At 74.4% G+C, this 17013-nt stretch carries 12 protein-coding genes; 9 read left to right on the top strand and 3 right to left on the bottom strand.

Annotated features, from left to right (window positions below; all coding sequences use genetic code 11):
- Window positions 1–13: 13 nt before the first annotated feature.
- The 7 genes from ACH4SE_RS24550 (at window position 14) to ACH4SE_RS24580 (ending at window position 9006) form a co-directional block, all read left to right on the top strand.
- Window positions 14–808: an ABC transporter ATP-binding protein gene (locus ACH4SE_RS24550; protein WP_398545611.1), complete on the top strand. Its 795-nt coding sequence runs from the start codon at window positions 14–16 to the stop codon at window positions 806–808.
- Window positions 795–1757 carry an ABC transporter permease gene (locus ACH4SE_RS24555; protein WP_398545612.1) on the top strand — a complete coding sequence of 321 codons (963 nt, stop codon included), beginning with the start codon at window positions 795–797 and terminating at the stop codon, window positions 1755–1757. Before ACH4SE_RS24550 ends, ACH4SE_RS24555 begins: the two co-directional genes overlap by 14 nt.
- Window positions 1754–2542, top strand: coding sequence for a sirohydrochlorin chelatase (locus ACH4SE_RS24560; RefSeq protein ID WP_398545613.1), 789 nt, complete (start codon window positions 1754–1756; stop codon window positions 2540–2542). The genes ACH4SE_RS24555 and ACH4SE_RS24560 overlap by 4 nt, the downstream gene beginning before the upstream one ends.
- A gap of 240 nt (window positions 2543–2782) precedes the next feature.
- The gene (locus ACH4SE_RS24565) at window positions 2783–5038 is read left to right on the top strand and encodes an MMPL family transporter (RefSeq protein ID WP_398545783.1); all 2256 of its coding nucleotides are present in this window, start codon (window positions 2783–2785) and stop codon (window positions 5036–5038) included.
- A 113-nt stretch (window positions 5039–5151) separates the two neighbouring features.
- Entirely contained in the window at window positions 5152–6198 is a 1047-nt protein-coding gene (locus ACH4SE_RS24570) for a sigma-70 family RNA polymerase sigma factor (protein ID WP_398545614.1), read from the top strand.
- A 184-nt stretch (window positions 6199–6382) separates the two neighbouring features.
- Complete coding sequence (locus ACH4SE_RS24575; RefSeq protein WP_398545615.1) at window positions 6383–7246, top strand: aminoglycoside phosphotransferase family protein; 864 nt, start codon at window positions 6383–6385, stop codon at window positions 7244–7246.
- Window positions 7247–7509: 263 nt separating this feature from the next.
- A complete protein-coding gene (locus tag ACH4SE_RS24580) occupies window positions 7510–9006 on the top strand; it encodes an MFS transporter (RefSeq protein ID WP_398545616.1) in 1497 nt (498 codons plus the stop codon).
- A 63-nt stretch (window positions 9007–9069) separates the two neighbouring features.
- Here ACH4SE_RS24580 and ACH4SE_RS24585 read toward each other — a convergent pair whose 3' ends face one another.
- Entirely contained in the window at window positions 9070–9774 is a 705-nt protein-coding gene (locus tag ACH4SE_RS24585) for an exonuclease domain-containing protein (protein ID WP_398545617.1), read from the bottom strand.
- A 120-nt stretch (window positions 9775–9894) separates the two neighbouring features.
- A complete protein-coding gene (locus ACH4SE_RS24590; protein ID WP_398545618.1) occupies window positions 9895–11133 on the bottom strand; it encodes an SAV2148 family HEPN domain-containing protein in 1239 nt (412 codons plus the stop codon).
- A 305-nt stretch (window positions 11134–11438) separates the two neighbouring features.
- Here ACH4SE_RS24590 and glgX point away from each other — a divergent pair, with 305 nt between their 5' ends.
- Entirely contained in the window at window positions 11439–13577 is a 2139-nt protein-coding gene (gene glgX, locus ACH4SE_RS24595) for a glycogen debranching protein GlgX (protein ID WP_398545619.1), read from the top strand.
- A 171-nt stretch (window positions 13578–13748) separates the two neighbouring features.
- Complete coding sequence (treY, locus tag ACH4SE_RS24600; protein ID WP_398545620.1) at window positions 13749–16202, top strand: malto-oligosyltrehalose synthase; 2454 nt, start codon at window positions 13749–13751, stop codon at window positions 16200–16202.
- 7 nt (window positions 16203–16209) lie between these two features.
- Here treY and ACH4SE_RS24605 read toward each other — a convergent pair whose 3' ends face one another.
- The gene (locus ACH4SE_RS24605) at window positions 16210–16983 is read right to left on the bottom strand and encodes an SDR family oxidoreductase (protein ID WP_398545621.1); all 774 of its coding nucleotides are present in this window, start codon (window positions 16981–16983) and stop codon (window positions 16210–16212) included.
- Between the last annotated feature and the right edge of the window lie 30 nt (window positions 16984–17013).

Raw genomic sequence — 17013 nt, forward strand, 5'->3', positions numbered from 1 at the left:
CCCAGGAGGTGACATGGCCGACACTCTGACCAGTGCCGGGGAGCAGGCCGTGGAGAGCGCCGCGCACGCGGCCCGGCTCGACCACGTGTCGAAGGCCTTCGGCGGGCCCGGCGGCCGGCAGCTCGTGCTGGACGACATCACGCTCGATGTCGCCCCCGGCGAGTTCGTCTGCCTCCTGGGCGCCTCGGGCTGCGGCAAGTCGACGCTGCTGAACCTGGTCGCCGGACTCGACAAGCCGTCCGCCGGGAGCATCACGACTCCCGGCGGCCGGCCGGCCCTGATGTTCCAGGAGCACGCGCTCTTCCCGTGGCTGACGGCGGGCAAGAACATCGAGCTGGCGCTGCGGCTGCGCGGCCTGCCGCGCGAGGAGCGGCGCGGCGAGGCCGAGCGGCTGCTGTCGCTGGTACGGCTGGGCGGCGCGTACGGCAAGCGGGTGCACGAGCTGTCCGGCGGCATGCGGCAGCGCGTCGCACTGGCCCGGGCGCTCGCCCAGGACAGCCGGCTGCTGCTGATGGACGAGCCCTTCGCGGCGCTGGACGCCATCACGCGGGACGTGCTGCACGACGAGCTGACCCGGATCTGGTCCGAGAACGGCCTGTCGGTGCTGTTCGTGACGCACAACGTGCGGGAGGCGGTGCGGCTGGCCGAGCGGGTCGTGCTGCTGTCCTCCCGGCCGGGCCGGATCAACCGCGAGTGGCGGATCGGCATCCCGCAGCCGCGGCGGATCGAGGACGCGGCCGTGGCGGACCTGTCCGTCGAGATCACCGAGGAACTGCGTGGGGAGATCCGCCGCCATGGCCAGCACTGAGACAGAGCCGACGCCCGGTCCGGGGCCGCAGGACGCCGCGGGCCCGCTGGACAAGGCGCCGCGTGAGCCCGTCGCGAAGCGGTCCCGCGACAGCGACCTGTCCGGCCTGGAAGCCGGTCTCGACGCGCTCGACGCGGTCGTCGTCGAACGCGTGTCACTGCGCGAGGTACTGGTCAAGAAGGTGCTGCCGCCGGTCCTGGCGGTGGCGCTGGTGCTCGTGGTGTGGCAGCTGGCCGTGTGGGGGCACGTCGCCGACCGGACGAAGCTGCCCAGCCCGTCCGCGGTGGGCGACGAGCTGAAGCAGCGGTGGCTGGCGGGCGACCTCTTCCAGATCATCTGGACCAGCGTGTCGCACGGCCTGCTCGGCTTCGCCGCCGCGCTGGTCATCGGCACCCCGCTCGGCCTGGTGGTGGCGCGGGTGCCGTTCGTGCGGGCCGCGATCGGGCCGATCCTGTCCGGGCTCCAGTCGCTGCCGTCGGTGGCGTGGGTGCCGGCCGCGGTGATCTGGCTGGGCCTGAACAACTCCACGATGTACGCGGTGATCCTGCTCGGCGCGGTGCCGTCCATCGCCAACGGCCTGGTGGCCGGCATCGACCAGGTGCCGCCGCTGTACCTGCGGGCCGGCCGCACCATCGGCGCGACCGGGCTGCGCGGGGCGTGGTACATCCTGCTGCCCGCCGCGCTGCCGGGCTACGTGGCCGGGCTCAAGCAGGGCTGGGCCTTCTCCTGGCGGTCGCTGATGGCCGCCGAGCTGATCGCGTCCTCGCCGGACCTCGGGGTCGGGCTCGGCCGCTACCTGGAGAACATGCGGGAGGCCTCCGACATGGCGGGCGTCTTCCTCGGCATCCTGATGATCCTGGTCGTCGGCATCGCCATCGACCTGATCGTCTTCAGCCCCCTGGAGCGCTGGGTGCTGCGCTCGCGCGGGCTGACCGCACGGAGCCAGTGACCGTGCGCCCCGGCCCGGGCCGTCCGCCGCTGCTCGTCATCGCCCACGGTTCGCGCGATCCGCGGCACGCCGCGACCGTGCACGCCCTGACGCGGCGGGTCGCGGCGGCCAGGCCGGGGCTGCGGGTGGACACCGCCTTCCTGGACTTCAACGCCCCGTCCGTTCCGCAGGCCGTCAGCAGGCTCGCGGCGGACGGCGTACGGGACGCGGTGGCGCTGCCGCTGCTGCTGACCCGGGCCTTCCACGCCAAGACCGACATTCCCGCCGTACTGCGCGACTCCACCGCCGCGCTGCCGCAGCTGCGGCTGCGCACCGCGGACGTCCTCGGGCCGTCCGCGCTGCTGACCGCCGCCCTGGAGCGGCGGCTTTCCGAGGCGGGCCTGCGGCCCGCCGACCGCCCGTCGACCGGCGTGGTGCTGGCGTCGGCGGGCTCCACCGATCCGGAGGCGGGCGCGGTGATCGCAGCCGTCGCGCGGGAGTGGCGGCACACCGGATGGTGCGCCGTGCGGCCCGCGTTCGCCTCCGCCGGCCTGCGGCGCCCGAGGGCCACCGACGACGCGGTGCGGGAACTGCGGGCCCTGCCGGGGGTGCGGCAGGTCGCGGTGGCGCCGTACGTCATCGCGCCGGGCTTCCTGCCGGACCGCATCGCCCGCGGGGCGCGGGAGGCGGGCGCCGAGGTGCTCGCGCCGGTGCTGGGCGACGCGCCCGAGCTCGTCGCGCTGCTGCTGCGCCGCTACGACCAGGCGCGGCAGCCGGCCGCCGCGGGGCGGCTCCTGTCGGCCTGAGGGCCGCACATCCCCTCTCGTTGTAAGGGCCACGTACCGGGTGGGGGTGGGGCTAGCCCCACCCCCAAGGGGGAGAACGCCCTCCCCGAAGTCACCGGTCAGCCGGATGGGTGGGCCCCCGCCGGGCCCGTAGCGTCATGCGTGGACGGAGCGGCACCCGCCGCCACCCGACCCGGACCTACGAACCGGACACCTGACAAGGGGGACCCCGTGAGTCGCGGACGCGCACACGGCAGCAGGATGGGAATAGCGGCGGCCATGGGCGCCTGGAGCGCCCGGCACCGCTGGGCGGCGGTGGGCGCCTGGCTGCTCCTGGTCGTCCTCGCGGTCTTCGCGGGGCAGGCCGCGGGCCGCGTCGACGTGGACCAGGACCGGTCGATGGCCGGAGAGGTCAACCAGGCCGCCACGATCAACGACGACGCGGGCCTGAAGACGCCGGCCGGCGAGATGGTGCTCGTCCAGGCCAGGGGCGGCACCCTCAAGGCCACCGACCCGGCCTTCCGGGCCGCGGTCGGCGACGTCGTCACCGCCGTCAGGGGCACCGGCGAGGTGACCGCGGTCACCTCGCCGTACGACACCGCATCGGTCTCCGCGGACGGGCGCTCGGCGCTCGTGCGGTTCGACATGCTCGGTGACGAGGAGACGGCGGGCGACCGCGTCGAGCCGGTCATGGACGCGGTGAAGAAGGTGCAGGCGCGGCACTCCGGCCTGCGCATCGAGGAATTCGGCGACGCCAGCGCGAACAAGGTGCTGGACGACGCCTTCGGCACCGATTTCAAGACGGCCGAGTACTCGGCGGTGCCGCTCGCACTGGGCATCCTGCTGATCGCCTTCGGCGCGCTCGTGGCCGCGCTGCTGCCGGTGCTGCTGGCGATGACGGCCTTCGTCGCGGCCGGCGGCGTGGTGGCGCTGGTCAGCCACTGGGTGCCGATGAGCGACACCGCCAACTCGGTGATGCTGCTGGTGGGCCTCGCGGTCGGCGTCGACTACTGCCTGTTCTACCTGCGCCGTGAGCGCGAGGAGCGGGCCGCCGGGCACGACGCGGAGACGGCGCTGAAGATCGCCGCGGCGACGTCCGGCCGGGCGGTGCTGATCTCCGGCGTCACGGTGATCGTGGCCATGGCGGGCATGCTCTTCACCGGCATCGGCGACTTCGAGGCGATGGGCGTCGCCACCATGATCGTGGTCGCCCTCGCGATGGCCGGCTCCGTCACCGTGCTGCCCGCGCTGCTGTCGCTGCTCGGCCACCGGGTCGAGAAGGGCCGCATCCCGTTCCTGAACCGCGGCCGCAGGCAGGCCGCCGGGCGCCCGGCGGCGCCCCGCACCAGCCGGGTGTGGCGGACCGTGCTGCGGCCGGTGCTGCGGCACCCCAAGGCGGCCACCCTCGTGGCCGGCGGCGCGCTGCTGATCGTCGCGCTGCCCGCCTTCGGCATGAAGACCGCGAACCTGTCGATGCAGCAGGAACTGGGCGACGGGCTGCCGATCATCCAGACCTACGAGCACATCGAGGCGGCCTTCCCCGGCGGCCCCGCACCCGCCCAGGTCGTCGTCAAGGCCGCCGACATCGACGCGCCGGCGGTGCGCAAGGCCATCGCCGACTTCCGCGCCGAGGCCGTGTCCTCCGGTGCCAGCAAGGGTCCGGTCACCGTCACCGTGCACGCCGCGCAGAACGTGGCGCAGATCGACGTGCCGCTGGCCGGCGGCGCCGACCGCGCCCAGGCCGAGGCGAACGTGAGGACGCTGCGCGACCACGTGCGGCCCGACACCCTGGGCAAGGTCCCCGGCCTCCGGGCGCCCATCACCGGTGACACGGCCGGCTCGATGGACTTCACCCACAAGATCACCAGCAGTGTGCCGCCGGTCTTCGCCTTCGTGACCGTCTTCGCCTTCCTGCTGATGCTGCTGTCCTTCCGGTCCCTGACCATCGCCGTCACCTCGATCGTGCTCAACCTGCTGTCGGTGGGCGCCGCGTACGGCATCCTCACCGCGGTCTTCCAGCACGGCTGGGGCGCCTCGCTGGTCGGCGCGCACGGCACCGGCGCGGTCGTGGCCTGGCTGCCGCTCTTCCTCTTCGTCATCCTCTTCGGGCTGAGCATGGACTACCACGTCTTCGTGGTCTCCCGGATCCGCGAGGCCCGCAACCGGGGCCTGTCCACCAAGGGCGCGATCGAGCACGGCGTCACCACCACCGCGGGAGTCGTCACCAGCGCCGCCGTCATCATGGTCGCCGTCTTCGCGATCTTCGGGACGCTGTCCATGCAGAGCATGAAGCAGATGGGTGTCGGCCTGGCCTTCGCGGTGCTGATCGACGCCACGGTGATCCGCGGGGTGCTGCTGCCGGCGGTCATGACCCTGCTGGGCGACCGCAACTGGTACCTGCCGCGCTGGATGAACCGGCTGCCCGACATGACCCACGACGAGTCCGCGCTGCCGCAGCCCCCGGCCGGCGGCCCGCGCCCGGCGCCCCAGCTGACCGGCGCCGAGAGCAGCCGCTGACCAGCGGTTCCGCACCGCCCCGCGCGGTGCGGAACCGCCCACCGCAGGACCGACGCGCCCCCGTACCGAGCCGGTACGGGGGCGCTGTCAGTGGTCGCGGTTACGGTGGGGACATGACCGTACGGGAGAGCAGCGCAAGCAGGACGGCGGCCGCGGCGACGGCGGAGGCGGCGCCCGGTGCCGCCGAGGTCGAGCGCGGTCTCGAACAGCACCGTGTGGAGCTGACGGGCTACTGCTACCGGATGCTGGGCTCGGCCTTCGAGGCCGAGGACGCGGTGCAGGAGACGCTGGTACGCGCCTGGCGGGGCGCCGAGCGCTTCGAGGGCCGGTCCTCCCTGCGGTCCTGGCTCTACCGCATCGCGACCAACGTGTGCCTGGACAGCCTCAACGCGGGCAAGCGCCGCGCCCGCCCGATGGACCTGTCGCCCGCCTCGCACGCCGACGCGGTGCTGCCCGACCCGACGTCCGACGGGATGTGGGTCGAGCCCGCGCCGGACGGCCGCGTGCTCCCCGAGGGCGGCGACCCGGCGGACGTGGTGGTCAGCCGCGAGAGCGTGCGGCTGGCGTTCGTCGCCGCGCTCCAGCTGCTGCCGCCGCGGCAGCGCGCGGTGCTGATCCTGCGCGAGGTGCTCGCCTGGAAGGCCGACGAGACCGCCGAGCTGCTCGGCACGACCGTGGCGTCGGTCAACAGCGCCCTCCAGCGCGCCCGCGCCACCCTCGCCGGAGCGGGCGCCTCCACCGACGCGGACCCCCGCGGCGCCGTGCTCGACGAGCAGCACGAAGCCCTGCTGGAGCGCTACGTCGACGCGTTCGAGCGCTACGACCTGCAGGCCCTGACGGCGCTGCTGCACGAGGACGCGGTCCTCAACATGCCGCCCTTCCCGATGTGGGTGCAGGGCCACGACGACATACGGCAGTTCATGGGCACGGTCGGCGCGGGGTGCGCGGGCTCGCGCATGGTGCCGGTCGCGGCCAGCGGCCTGCCCGGCTTCGCCCAGTACCGCCCCGCTCCGGAAGGCGGTTTCCGGGCGTTCGCGCTCCAGGTCATCGAGACGTCGGGCGACCGGATCACGACCATGACGTCCTATCACGACGCCGACCGCCTCTTCCCGCTCTTCGGCCTCCCGCTGGAGCTGCCCGCGGATTCCGGGCCGGCGTAGCCGCCCGGAGGGCACGGGGGTCGCCTCCGGACACGGTTCCCAGCAGTTCGGCCGCAAAGGGGCGCGAAGTGCGGGCGCCGGAGTGCAAGACTTGGCCTTGACCGCAGCACCGGCGGTGCCGGTGGCATATGCGGCAGGCGGCCCGGCGGAGGCTGCCCGAGGGGCGGAGCACGGAGGGTCGGGCATGGCGGAGGCGGTGTTCTCGCAGGAGCGGGCGCAGGCGGTACTGGAAGCCGCGGGGCACCCCAAAGCCGAGCTGATCTCCTTCGGTGAGAACGCCGTCTTCGCCGCCGGACGGCTGGTCATCAAGGTCGGCCGCGGCGCCGACCTGCTCGACCGCGCCCGCCGCGAGGTGCGCACTGCCGACTGGCTGGCCAAGCACGACGTGCCCGCGGTGCGCTCGGCCGAGTCCGAGGTGCGGCTGGTCGAGGGGCACCCCGTCACCTACTGGCAGCGGCTGCCGGAGTCGCTGCGCCCCGCCGAGCCCGCGGACGTCGCCCCGCTGCTGCGCCGCGTCCACGCCCTGCCCGAGCCGGACTTCGGTCTCCCGCCGCGCGATCTGCTGGGCGGCGTCGAACGCTGGCTGCGGCTCGCGGGGGACGCGATCGACCCGGCCGACGCCGCCTTCCTGCGCGCCCGCCGGGACCGCCACGCCGCCGAGATCGCCGAGCTGGTGCCGATGCTGCCGCGCGGCCCGATCCACGGCGACGCGCTGCCGCGCAACGTCCACATCGGTCCGGACGGCCCGGTCCTGGTCGACCTGGAGACCTTCTCCTCCGACCTGCGCGAGCACGACCTCGTCGTCCACACCCTCGACCGCGACCGCTACGGCGTGTCCCCCGCCGCGTACGCCGCCTTCACCGACGCCTACGGCTGGGACGTCGCCGAATGGGACGGCAGCGAGGCGCTCCGCGGGGCGCGGGAGACCGCGGGGTGCGCGTGGGTCGCCCAGCACGCCGCCGCGAACCCTGCCGCGGGCACCGAATTCCGCCGCCGCGTCGCCTCGCTCCGCGCCGGCGACCCCACCGTCCGCTGGTTCTCCTTCTGAGCCACGCGCTGCCGCGCCGCCACCCGGGGGGCGCGGGGAACCGCGCGCTCGGCCGGCCCCCGGCCGGTGGCCGGAACCGGACGGCACCTGCCCCTCCCGTCCGGTGACGACCCGTTCCCGCGCTCCGCGCGCGGTTCCGCGCGCCCCGGCAGGCCCACCCCGCGCGGCAGCCACATGCCCATGGACCCAAACCTATCACTGGTGTAAAGATTAAGGCGGGCCCACCCCCGGGCCGACCGGGACACCGGGAGAGGGGATTCGCCATGCCCGAAAAGCGCGCCGCACGGCCGGGAACGCTCTTACTGCTGACCGGCGTCGAGCTGATCGTCTTTCTGGACTCGTCCGTCACCAACCTCGCGATGCCGAGCATCGGCAGGGCGCTGGCCCTGGGGGTGGCCACGCTCGTCTGGGTCAGCAGCGCCTACCAGGTGACCTTCGGCGGCTTCCAGCTGGGCGCGGGCCGCACCACCGACCGGCTCGGGATGCGGCTGATGTTCCGCACCGGACTCGCGGTCTTCACCGCGGCCTCGCTGCTCGCGGGCCTGACCCACAGCGGCGCCGCCCTGATCGCCGCACGCGCGGTGCAGGGCGTCGGCGCCGCGATCCTGATCCCCGCCGAACTGGCCCTGCTCACGGCGGTGTTCACCGAACCGGAGGCCTACCGGCGGGCCTTCGGGGTGTGGAGCGCGATGGGCGCGGTCGGCGGGGCCGCCGGGGTCGCGCTCGGCGGGGTGATCGTCTCGGGGCTCGGCTGGCGCTGGGTCTTCCTCGTCAACGTGCCGATCGGGGTGCTGGGCCTGCTGGCGAGCGGGCCGCTGCTGCCGCGCGACGACGTCGACCTGCGGGCGGTACGGCGCCGCGAGCTGGACCTGCCGGGGATGGTCACCGGCACCGCGAGCCTGCTGCTGCTGGTGTACGTGGCGACCAAGGGCGCGGAGGGCTCGCTGGACACCCTGCACCAGGTGCTCGCCGGCCTCGCGGTGCTGCTCGGCGTGCTCTTCGTGGCCGTGGAGCGGCGGGCCGAGACGCCCGTACTGCCCTTCCGGCTCTTCCGGGTGCGCAACATCGCGGGCTCGACGCTGGCGAACTTCCTGGTCGGCGCCGCGCACGTGCCCGTCTTCGTCTTCCTGTCGCTGTACTTCCAGCAGGTGCACGGCTACTCGGCCGTCACCTCGGGCCTCGCGGTGCTGCCGCTGGCGCTCGCGGCGATCCCGGTGGCGCGGCTGGTGCTGCCACGCGTCCTGAAGGCCGCCGGTCCGCGGGCGGTACTCGCGGGCGGTACGGGGCTGCTGGCGCTGGCGCTGCTGCTGCTGTCCCGGCTCCCGGCGCACGCGGACTACGTGACGGACTTCCTGCCCGCCGCGCTGGTCTTCGCCGTCGCCCTACCCGCGTGCTTCGTGGGCTCCACGCTCCCCGCGATGCGCGCGGCACGTCCCGCCGAGACCGGCGTGGTGTCGGGCGTGGTCAACACCGCGCAGCGGCTCGGGGCCGGCCTGGGGGTGGCGGTGCTGGCCGCGGTCGCCAACGCGCGGGCGTCGCACCACCACGGCGGCCGCCCGGAGGACGCGGTCAACGCGGGGTTCCACAGCGCCTTCCTGGGCGCCGCGGGCGTGGCCGCGCTCGGCCTCGTGGTGGCGCTGCTGGTCCTCGGCCCGCTCCCGGAGCCCGACGCGGCGGCCGGCGACGCACCGGCGCGGGAGCCCGGCGGGCAGCCCGGCGCCGGCGACCCGGCGAACGGCCGCACGCCCGCCGCGGACTGACTGCGCGCCGGGGCGGAACCCGGCGGGCGGCGGCCACTCCCCCGGGGATCGCGGCGCGCCCGCTCACGCCGCCCGGTGCAGCGGCCACTCCCCCGGGATCGCGGCGGCCGCGGCGTCCCGCCGGCGCAGCCATGCCGTGAAGTCCTCGGCCCATGTGGCGTACCAGCCGCTCTGCGCGTGCTGGAGCTCCCACAGGTCCGCGTCGGCGGCCTCCGGGAAGCGGACGGCGAGGGCGCGGGCGACACGGACGGCGGCGAGGGCGTCGGCGCCCGCGTCGTGCGCGTCGTCCAGCGTCACCCCGTAGACGGCGCAGGCCGCCTCCAGGGTCCGCTTGCCGCGGCGGTAGCGGTCCAGGGCGCGGTCGATGACGAGCGGATCCACCACCGGGCCCGGCCGCCCGCCGGGCGCGACCAGCGGCGGCAGTGCGTACCGCCGCAACTCCGCGTCCAGCAGGGTGAGGTCGAAGGGCGCGTTGTAGACGACCACCGGGACCTGCGCGGCCCAGTAGCCGCGGACGGCGTCCGCCACCTCGGCGGCCACCTCCGGTGCCGGGCGGCCCTCGGCGGTGGCGCGGGCGGTGCTCACCCCGTGGATGGCGGTGGTCTCCGCCGGTATCGGCACCCCGGGGTCCGCGAGCCAGGCGCGGTGCCGCACCGGCTGGCCGTCCTTCACCTCGGTGAGTGCCGCGGTGACGATACGCGCCTGCCGCGGGTCCGTCCCCGTGGTCTCCAGGTCGAAGCCGACCAGCAGATCCTCGTGCCAAGCCATGGCGAAAGTCCCCTTCCCGCCCCGTTGTCCCCCGATTGCCCTGCCATCATCGCGTGCCCCACTGACACTCCCCCGCCCGCCCGGGCCGGAGCGCGCCTCCCGCGCGTGGTACCGGGGGGTTCAGGAGACGGGCCGGGCGTCGGCCCAGATGCCCTCGAACTCCTCGCGGTAGACGTCGAAGAGGCCGCTCTCGGCGGGCCGGTCGTCGGTGACGACGCGGCGCGCCCCGCCGCGCAGCACCATGACCGGCACCTCCATACCGCGCGCCCGCCGCAGGTAGGACTGCACGACGGCGAGGCCGTCGCCGCTGTCGCCGTCGACGAGGTAGGCGGTGAAGCGCGGGGTCTCGTCGAAGACCTGGATCTCGAAGGCGCCGGGGTCGCGCAGCCGGGAGCGCACCCGGCGCATGTGCATGATGTTCATCTCCACGGAGCGGGCCATCTCGCCGCGCCCGAGCCCGAGTTCCCGCTCGCGGCGGCGGACCGCGCTGCTCGCCGGGTTGAGGAAGAGCAGCCGCACCCGGCAGCCGTCCTCGGCGAGCCGGATGAGCCGCCGTCCGGAGTAGTTCTGCACCAGCAGATTGAGCCCGATGCCCACCGCGTCCAGCCGCCGCGCCCCGGCGAAGAGGTCCTCGACGGGCAGCTGCCGCTGCAGGCGCACCCGGTCGGCGTAGACCCCGACGACGTCCGAGAAGCGGTCGGCGACCAGCTCCTCCACGGCGTCCACCGGAAGCCGCTGCGAGGCGGCACGGCCCGCACCGGCGCCCAGCAGTTCCAGCAGACGGGCGCAGGCGCGCTCGGCCTGGTCCAGGACGGTGCGGGACAGGGCGCGGTTGCGGGAGACGACGTGCCGGGCCACCTCCAGCTCGTCGAGGGCGAGTTCGAGGTCGCGGCGGTCGTCGAAGTAGGGCTCGAAACAGGGCCAGTGCTGGACGACCAGCTCGCGCAGCTGCGGCAGGGTCAGGAAGCTGAGGACGTTGTCGTCGGCCGGGTCGAGCAGGTAGCCCTTGCGGCGGCTCACCTCGTGCACGGCGACGGCCCGCTGCACCCATTCGTGTCCGGCGGGGCCCGCCGCGGCGACGACCCACTCCTCGCCGTGCACGGGCTCGTAGATCGGCCTCAGCACCGCGTTGACGACGGCCCGCAGCCGCTGCTCGACCAGATTCAGCCACACGTAGGCGCGGCCGGCCCGCCGGGCGCGGGTGCGGACCTCGGCCCAGGCGTCGGCGCCCCAGTCGAGTTCCGCGCCGATCTCCATGGGCCGGGTGAGGGCGACCGCGGCCGGTCCGCCCTCCACAGTGGTGTCCTGCCGGTCACCCTGCTCACCGCCTCCCGGGAGCATCAGACCTCCGGACGTCACCACTTCACCGCCTCCCACCCCGTCCACGATCAAGGAAGGGTACTGCGGTGCGGGGGACGTCGCAGCAGTATCGACCCTACTTGACTACTACCGGACAACCCCATCACTCGTCCGGTCGCAGCCGGTTGTGGCTGTGTCACCCTCAGGTGGGAGGGGATGCGAAGATGACGCTTCGTCACCGCACCGCACACAGTCAACCCCATCCGCACCGCCACCGCAGCCCGGAAGGACCGCGGGGTACGAGGACCAGGTGACCGGGCATCCGCGCCCGGCCGGGAAAACGGACAGAACGGAAGAGTCTCGACATGCAAGTCTGGCCGGGTCAGTCCTACCCTCTCGGAGCGACCTTCGACGGGGCGGGCACCAACTTCGCCGTCTTCTCCGAGGTCGCCTCGCGCATCGAGCTGTGCCTGCTGCACGACGACGGCTCGGAGACCGCCGTGGAGCTGCGCGAGGCGGACGCCTTCGTCCGGCACGCGTACCTCCCCGGGGTGATGCCGGGCCAGCGGTACGGCTTCCGGGTGCACGGCCCGTACGAGCCGGCCCGCGGCGACCGCTGCAACTCCGCGAAGCTGCTGCTCGACCCGTACGCCAAGGCGATGAGCGGCGAGATCGACTGGGACGAGGCGGTGTACGGCTACCGCTTCGGCCAGCCCGACTCGCGCAACGACCTGGACTCCGCGCCGCACACCATGTCGTCGGTCGTGGTGAACCCGTACTTCGACTGGGCCGACGACCGGGCGCCGCGCATCGACTACCACCGCACGGTCATCTACGAGGCGCACGTCAAGGGCCTGACGATGACCCACCCGGGCCTGCCGGAGGAGATCCGCGGCACGTACGCGGCCCTCGCGCACCCGGCCGTGATCGGCCATCTGGTGGAACTCGGCGTCACGACCCTGGAGCTGATGCCGGTGCACCAGTTCATCCAGGACCACCGGCTGGTCGACGCGGGGCTCGCGAACTACTGGGGATACAACACCATCGGGTTCTTCGCGCCGCACCACGCGTACTGCTCGCTGGGCGACCGCGGCCAGCAGGTGCTGGAGTTCAAGACCGCGGTGCGCGCCCTGCACCGGGCGGGCATCGAGGTCATCCTCGACGTGGTCTACAACCACACAGCCGAGGGGAGCCACCTCGGCCCCACGCTGTCGCTGCGCGGCCTGGACAACGCCTCCTACTACCGGCTCGCCGACAACCGGCGCTACTACATGGACACCACCGGCACCGGGAACTCGCTGCTGATGCGCAGCCCGCACGTGCTCCAGCTGATCATGGACTCGCTGCGCTACTGGGTCACCGAGATGCACGTCGACGGCTTCCGCTTCGACCTGGCCGCGACGCTGGCCCGGCAGTTCCACGAGGTCGACCGGCTGTCGTCGTTCTTCGACCTCGTCCAGCAGGATCCGGTGGTCTCCCAGGTCAAGCTGATCGCCGAGCCGTGGGACGTCGGCGAGGGCGGCTACCAGGTCGGCAACTTCCCGCCGCTGTGGACCGAGTGGAACGGCAAGTTCCGCGACACCGTGCGCGACCTGTGGCGCGGCGAGAGCGCCACGCTCGCCGAGTTCGCCTCCCGGCTCACCGGCTCCTCCGACCTCTACCAGGACGACGGGCGCCGCCCGCTGGCCTCCATCAACTTCGTCACCTGCCACGACGGCTTCACGCTGCGCGACCTGGTCTCGTACGACGAGAAGCACAACGAGGCCAACGGCGAGAACAACAGCGACGGCGAGAGCTTCAACCGCTCCTGGAACTGCGGCGCCGAGGGGCCCACCGACGACCGCCGGATCAACGCCCTGCGGCAGCGCCAGATGCGCAACTTCGTCGCGACGCTCATGCTCTCGCAGGGCGTGCCGATGCTCTCCCACGGCGACGAGTTCGGCCGCACCCAGCGCGGCAACAACAACGCGTACTGCCAGGACAACGAGCTGGCCTGGATCGCGTGGCCCGGCAAGGCGGGTACCGACGACGGCGCCGACGAGGCGCACCGCATGCACGAGTTCGTCCGCCGGATGGTGTGGCTGCGGCGCGACCACGCCGTCTTCCGCCGCCGCCGCTTCTTCCACGGGCGCCCCGTGGAGGGCACCCACGACGAGCTGTCCGACATCGCGTGGTTCACCGCGGAGGGCACCCAGATGACCCAGCGCGAATGGCAGGCCGCGCACGCCCGCTCGCTGGTGGTCTTCCTCAACGGCAACGCGATCTCCGAGCCGGGTCCGCGTGGCGAACGGGTGACCGACGACTCCTTCCTGCTGATGTTCAACGCGGCGCCCCGTGCCCAGGAATTCGTCGTGCCCGCCCACCACGGCAAGGAGTGGCAGCTCATCGTCGACACCGAGCGGCCCGACGGCGTCCCGCCCGGCACGGGCGAACGCGTCGCCGCGGGCGACCGCATCCTGCTCGCGGACCGCAGCCTCGTCGTCCTGCAGCGCCCGGCGGACTGACCCGCGCCTGCCGGGACCCGGGCGTCCGGGGACCGTCCCGCGGCCGCCGCCGGCCGCGGGACCGGGGCCCGGGAGTGCGACCACCACGGCACGGGGCGGCCCGGAGCGCGGGCGGCAGCCGGAGCGGTGCTCAAGGGGCAGGACGGGCGGATCACGGGTAGAAGGGTGAGCATGACCGACACCGCGGCGCCGCCGCCGAGCGCCACGTACCGCCTCCAGGTGCAGCCCGGCTTCACGTTCGCGCAGGCCGCCCAGGCCGTCCCCTACCTCGCGGCGCTCGGCGTCAGCCACCTGCACCTGTCGCCGGTGCTGGAGGCGGTACCGGGCTCCGGGCACGGCTACGACGTCGTGGACCACACCCGGGTACGCGCGGAGCTGGGCGGTGAGCAGGGCCTGCGGGAGCTGTCCCGCACGGCCCGCGAGCACGGCCTCGGGCTCGTCCTCGACATCGTCCCGAACCACATGGCCGTCCCGGCCCCCGAGCACCTGAACCGCCCGCTGTGGGCGGTGCTGCGGGACGGCCCGCAGTCGCCGTACGCGGACTGGTTCGACATCGACTGGGCCGCGCTCGGCGGCCGGCTGCTGCTGCCGGTGCTGGGCGAGCCGCTCCCCGACGCGGCGGACAAGCTGTCCCTCGTGCGGGACAAGGCCGCGGGCGGCACCGTCCTGGCCTACTACGAGCACCGCTTCCCGCTGCGCCCCGGCACGGAGGAGCTGCCGCTGCCGGAGCTGCTGGACGCCCAGTGGTACCGGCTGGCCTACTGGCGCACCGCCCGCACCCAGCTGAACTACCGCCGCTTCTTCACCATCTCCGACCTGATCGCGGTGCGGGTCGAGCGCCCCGAGGTCTTCGCGGCGACGCACGCCACCGTGCTGCGGCTGCTGCGCGAGAACGTCGTCGACGGGCTGCGCGTCGACCACCCCGACGGCCTGGCGGACCCGGCGGGCTACCTGCGGCGGCTGGCCGAGGCGAGCGGCGGGCGCTGGACGGTGGTGGAGAAGATCCTGCGGCGTGACGAGCCGCTGCCCGCGGACTGGGCCTGCGCCGGGACCACCGGCTACGACGCGCTGGACCGGATCGACGGGCTGTTCACCGACCCGGCGGGCGCCGAGCGGCTCGCGGAGTTCCACCGCTCCTTCACCGGTGCCGACGACGACCGCGGCGGCCGCTGGGCACCGACCGCGCGGCGGGCGGCCCACCGGGTCGTGACCCACGACCTGGCCGCCGAGGTCGGCCGGCTGCGCCGCGCCGCGGAGCGCGCCCGCGCGGCCGTCCCCGGCGCGCCGCCGTACCGGCGCGAGGTGCTGGACGACGCGATCCGCGAGCTGCTCGTGCGGGTGCCGGTCTACCGGCCGTACGTGCCGCCCGGCGGCCCCGCGTCCGCGCGGGACACCGCGCTGCTGGAGCGGGCGGCGCGCGAGGCCGCGGAGGCGGCGCCGGGCCTGGGCGGCGCGGTGGACTTCGTCCGGGACCTCGCGCTGGCCCGCCCGGCACCGGGCGGCGAGGGCGCGGACGCGGCGGACTTCGCGGCGCGCTTCGCGCAGGTCGCCTCCGCGCTGCACGCCAAGTCGGTGGAGGACACCGCCTTCTACCGCTACACCCCGCTGCTGCCGCTGTGCGAGGTCGGCCGCGACCCCGCGGCCCCCGCGACGACGCCCGCGGAATTCCACGCCTTCTGCGCCGGCCTGCTGCGCGAGCGGCCCGCGACCGGCACCGTGCTGTCCACGCACGACACCAAGCGCAGCGCCGACCTGCGGCTGCGGCTCGCGGTGCTCTCCGAGATGCCCGAGGCGTGGGCCTCGTGGCTGGAGGAGCGCGACGCCCGCGAGGCACAGCTGTCCTGCCCGCCCGCGCCCGACCGGCAGGTGCAGTACACCGCCTACCAGACGGGCCTCGGCCTCGGCTTCTGCCACCCGGACCGGCTGGGACCCGCGCTGCTGAAGGCCGTCCGCGAGGCGGGGCTGCACACCACGTGGACCGAGCAGGACGCCGCCTACGAGCGGGCGGTCACCGACTTCACCGCGCACGGCCCCTGCGGGCCGCAGGTCTACGAGATCGGCGAGTTCGCCGGGCGGCTGCACCCGTACGCCGAGGCCAACACGCTGGGCGCGGCACTGCTGCACCTGACGATGCCCGGGGTGCCGGACATCTACCAGGGCACCGAATTCCCGGTGTACACGCTGGTCGACCCCGACAACCGGGCCCCGATGACGGGGCTGTCCGGCGACGGCCTGCGGTTCGGCACCGAGGGCACCCTCGCCGAGCTCCTGGACGGCCGCCCGCCGCGGAGCAGCGACGAGACCAAGCTCCGCCTGACCGCGGTGGCGCTGCGGCTGCGCCGCGACAACCCGCAGTGGTACGGCCCGCAGGCCGCGTACGACCCGCTCGCCGCGGACGGGCCGGCCGCCGGGCACTGCGTGGCCTTCGTCCGCGGCGGCGGCGCGCTCACCGCGGTGACCCGGCTGTCGCGCCGTCTGGAGGAGGCGCACGGCTGGCGCGGGACGGCGCTGCCGCTGCCGCCGGGCCGCTGGCGCAGCCGCCTGACGGGGGCGGTGTTCACCGGCCGGGTGCCGCTCGCGAAGCTGTTCGCGGACTGCCCCGTGGAGCTGCTCACCCGCGAGTGAGCGCCCGTCACGCCTGGGCGGTCGGCAGGACGACGAGCTGCCGCAGGTTGACGTGGCCCGGGCGGCTGGTGGTGTAGGCGATCAGGTCCGCGACGTCGTCGGCCGTGAGCGCCTGCCCGAAGGCCTGGAACATGCCGTCGAGCGCCTGCGACAGCTCCGGGTTGTCGATGTGGCTGCCCAGCTCGGTGTCGGTCAGGCCCGGCTCGATGTTGCTCACCCGCACCCCGCGCGGCCCGAACTCGGTGCGCAGCGACGCCGAGAGCTGGGTCAGCGCGGCCTTGGTGGCTCCGTAGACGGCGTAGTTCGGGAAGACCACGTGGGCGCCGATGGAGGAGACGTTGACCAGGTCGGCGGGACGGCCCTGCGCCGCGGCGGCCAGCAGGTCGGCGCGGAAGGCGTCGATGACGTGCAGCGCGCCGCCCAGGTTGGTGTCGATCATCCGCGCCCACTCGTCGGTGCGGCCCGCGTCCACCGGGTTCGGCAGCATGACCCCGGCGGAGTTCACCACCAGGTCGGCCGGCCCGTAGGCGTCCCGCACCCGCTCGGCCGCGGCCCGCACCGACGCCGCGTCGGTGACGTCGGCGGCCACGGCCAGCGCCTGGCCGCCCTCCGCCGCGATCCTCCCGGCGAGGGCGTCGAGCCGCTCGGCGCGCCGCGCCAGCAGCGCGACCCGCACGCCGTGCGCGGCGAGCCGCCGCGCGGTGGCCTCCCCCATCCCGCTGGCGGCGCCGGTGACGACGGCGGTGCGGCCGGTGAGGCGTTCGAAACCGAAGGTGCTCATGTGAAGTGACTCCCCGAAAGTGACCCGTGC

This window comes from Streptomyces sp. NPDC020983 (assembly GCF_044333485.1).
Classification (GTDB): Bacteria; Actinomycetota; Actinomycetes; order Streptomycetales; family Streptomycetaceae; genus Actinacidiphila.